Genomic DNA, 3,993 nt, shown 5'->3' on the forward strand with positions numbered 1-3,993 from the left:
TGTTTGGTCGGACTTACAACTTTACAGGAATGGCAGATGTTTTTCTATTACTTAGAGAAAGTTATATTGTCAAGCACTGATTATGGCGTTGAGCCATGAAGAAAACGAAAAAATTTTTTATGCAAAATTACCTATAAATAAATTGCGTTACGATTATTATAAACAACAATTTGATTCGTATGAGCAAAGAGCCGTTATTCAGAAAAGCTTCCTTAGATTATTTGTAGAGGCTCCTGGGAGTTTTTTTAACTTAGTGTCTCTAATGCATTATCTAGGAAAAATGGTTTCGCTGAATAAAACGCCAAAAAGCTTTAAAGATGATTGGGAAGTTTGGGGAGAGGCTGTTCATAATGATGCCTCTTTTTATAATACTGAAGATCCAATTGCTATAGAGAATCTTAAAACACTAAGGAACCCCAGGGGTTAACTCTGAGGAGGTTCCGATAATAGGTTGAGCGGAAGATCATTTGAATTAAATGCAGCGATGTCCTTGGCTGAGAATTAAACGGAACTTTTTCGATTGAAGATCGTATATACTAGCAACGTTAAAAATTCAAAAAAATAAATAGTTCAAAAGTTTCATGCAGTAAATTTATGGGTAGAAAGGGAGTAATGTTGAAAAAGCATCTGGTTATAAGTATCTAAATAGTGTGTTTTATCGAGAACGAGTTAACAGAATACCATTAAATTGAGACGCATTGTTTCATTAGTAGAGGTGGTTTTGGTTTATTTGACAGAATAATAAATCTATACAAAGTGATTTTTTGCTTGGTCGCTTGGCTTCTACTAATGACGTTTATTCGGACCATTTCAGTTGTGCAATTAGTTTCATAACTAGATGATATTTAGGTATATATATATAAATTATCAAAAATCTATACAGGGACTATAGATCTATTTTCGTAGAAAAACGCACTTTTATACACTTGAGGCTTGAAGGATAAATATTCCTGTGATAATAATTGGTACCAATGGAAGCTTGAGTTAAATACCAGGTGATTGATAAATACCAATACACAATTCTACCAACTGCTTTTGTGAAAGAGAGGAGATCCATGTTACATCTGAATAAAATGTATCTCTATCCATTTTTTATTTTTTTACTTTTTCTTAGCGGTTGTAACGATGAAGTGATTCCTGCAACACAAAATAGTGTGGGGTCAGTAAAAGTTGAGGATACGAAACAGGATGATTCTAACAATCGCGAGAATGAAGATAAGAAATTGCAAGAAACTATATTCCCGAATGGATTAGAAGAAATACTTGAGAGTACAAAAGGTACATATGCGGGACAAAGCTATGAAGATAACCGAGAAGCTATTGTTAAAGAGTTGGAAGCGTTTAAAAGTCTAGGAGAAGAACCATCTGAAGAAGAGTTGCACAGGTATTATTATAAGTTATTATTGATGTTCTCCGAGGAATATGAGAGGCCATTAGAAAATGAACCATTTAATCCTATTGAACCACCTACAATTTATGATGGGAAATTTCAATTAAAACCAAATCTCAACGTTGAAATCGTACTTGATACTAGTGGAAGTATGATAGAAAAAGTGGATGGCCAATCCAAGATGGAGCTAGCAAAAAATTCAATTGAGGACTTTGCGCAAATGCTACCGAATGAAGCAAATGTCGGATTGCGTGTCTATGGTCATGAAGGAACAACAGCTTTTGAAGATAAAGTTGAATCTTGTGAGAGTAGTGAACTTCTATACGAGATTCAACCATATGATAAGTCGAAATTGGAAGCAGCATTAGAAGAATTTCAACCAGCGGGGTGGACTCCTTTGGCCAAAGCACTGCAAGATGCAAAGGATGATTTGAAAACTTTTAACGGTGAAGAAAACACCAATATTATCTTTCTCGTAAGTGATGGAATTGGAACGTGCGACGGAGATCCAGTTAAAGAAGCTAAAGAACTTCAAGAGTCAAATATTGATCCCATTGTTAATATCATTGGGTTTAATGTAGATGAAGAAGGAGAGCAGCAGTTAAGAGATATCGCAAACGCTAGCGATGGCTCTTTCGCATACGTACATGACAAAGAATCATTAAATGATCAATTTAATAGACTTAAAGACATCTCTGACAAATGGATACAATGGAAAGGTGCAGCACTTGGGCATAACAGCGAAGAATCAAGCGAGAGATTAATGGAAATTACAGAAGCGAGAGAAGAATGGCAAGAAACGAACTTTCGGGAAAGAGATAATATAAAATTTGCACTTAATCACCTGAATGAATCGGGTAAAATTAATGACCAGACTTTGCATAAATTAAATACAATCAATTCTGAGAGGTTTTTAATCCCCTTTAACTTAGGTCAAGATTTGTTTAGCGATCTATTCAATGAAAGTCAAAACTTGACGGTCGAGGAATATAAGGAAATCTTTGGAAAGTATGAGGAGAATTCTTGAAATTAGAACAAAGAATAAGGAGTGATAGTTGATGAGTAAAAAACCTATGATACATAAGCTTACCAATATAGTCTTGGTTGCTACAGGAATCCTTTGTTTTACCGCTTTTCCTTCAATCGGACAAGCTGAGAGTAATTCAATATCCGTAAATGGTGCCCGTGACCTTTACGAGTCATTGGAGCAAAAGTTCACACAGCAATATGACCTAGATCTGGAGGCGTATGATTCTCAGTACCAACAATTTCTTCAGCAAGCCACTGAACAAGGGGAGCGTCTGGATGAGTTATTTGAGAAAGATTGGGCATATTTAAATGATTTGTTTCAAGAAGATTATGAAAATCTGAAGGCGACGCATGGTGAAACGGATGAGCTTGAGACGTATAGCGACAAAATCGATCCCAATTATTTAAACAGTCCTATGAGTGAATATGATCACGAAGTCGATGAAGATTATCTTAGAAGTGCCCACCAAAGCTTTGCACATGCGATTGATCCCAACTATTTAAACAGCTTAATGATGGACTATGACCATGCCGTAGATCCTGACTATTTAAATAGTGTGATGATGGATTACGATCATACCGTGGATGCCGATTATTTAAACAGCACGATGCAAGAGCTGGATCATGGTACGGATAAAGATTACCTGAATAGTATCATGTATAAATATGATCGGGGGGACCTAAGTCAACAACAAGCTGAGCAGAAGTTGACAGAACTCTTTGCGTTAAGTCAAAAGGACCTCCTTGAAACTAGGAACAACACGGTTGAGACACTTAATCAGTTGCATGAAGCGTCAATCACAGAGTACTTGGATATACGGAAGAATACAGTTGAAACCATTGAGGAGCAAAGGAAGGAGACAGTAGAAGAGATCCTATCCTTTCGAGAAGAACATTTTGGTGGTCGCATTAAAGTTCATTCTTTCGATATCATTTTTGAAACAACGAACAATGGTTCTGATAACACAACGCACAATGATCCTGTTGAAGCAAAGAACAGTGCTCCAATAAACATTGATGGTAGTGTCTTTTTCGGAGGGAATATGCAAACGTTCGCTCAAGTGCCTATGTTTATCCAAGGACCTACTTCTGCTCCTGTGAGGGCCCTCTTTGTAACATTTGGTGCAGTGTTGGATTTGTTCAGTGGGGAGCAAATGGTTTAGATCAGAAACAGGAGACGCGCATCTCCTGCCTAGTAGGGCAGGAGTTCTGTATGAAGATCATGACATGAGATGATTAGAATAATTATGGTTTAGGGGCATGGCGGTGATCATAGATGAAAGAAATAAAGCCTTTGTTGAAGCAATATCGGCGAGTTTTCGAAAGATGTATTGTAGAAAAGTATTCTTATCGAACGGATTATGAAGAATATTTAATTATAGTGTATCTCAAATTCTATTCAACAAATGTTTCTGGTTATTTAGTGGTTCAGAAATCTAATTTAAGACCTTTATCTCTAGATAAAGCATTAGAAATAATCACTAGCGTTGCATTAAAAGGTACTGATCATTAAAAATACAAAGAATGTTCAATAAACAAGTCGTTATACAATGAAAAAACCCTTTACAATGGAT

3 protein-coding genes are annotated in these 3,993 nt (G+C 36.2%); all 3 read left to right on the forward strand.

Annotated elements, in window-relative coordinates; all coding sequences use genetic code 11:
* The first annotated feature begins 88 nt into the window (after positions 1–88).
* The 3 genes from EV213_RS20460 (at position 89) to EV213_RS20470 (ending at position 3,582) form a co-directional block, all read left to right on the forward strand.
* On the forward strand, positions 89–427 hold the full coding sequence (locus tag EV213_RS20460; protein ID WP_133582424.1) for a hypothetical protein: 339 nt from the start codon (positions 89–91) through the stop codon (positions 425–427).
* Positions 428–1,055: 628 nt separating this feature from the next.
* The gene (locus tag EV213_RS20465) at positions 1,056–2,417 is read left to right on the forward strand and encodes a vWA domain-containing protein (protein ID WP_133582425.1); all 1,362 of its coding nucleotides are present in this window, start codon (positions 1,056–1,058) and stop codon (positions 2,415–2,417) included.
* Between the two features lie 31 nt (positions 2,418–2,448).
* On the forward strand, positions 2,449–3,582 hold the full coding sequence (locus EV213_RS20470; RefSeq protein WP_133582426.1) for a hypothetical protein: 1,134 nt from the start codon (positions 2,449–2,451) through the stop codon (positions 3,580–3,582).
* Positions 3,583–3,993: the final 411 nt, after the last annotated feature.

The organism is Aureibacillus halotolerans, assembly GCF_004363045.1.
In the GTDB taxonomy this organism is placed as follows: domain Bacteria; phylum Bacillota; class Bacilli; order Bacillales; family DSM-28697; genus Aureibacillus; species Aureibacillus halotolerans.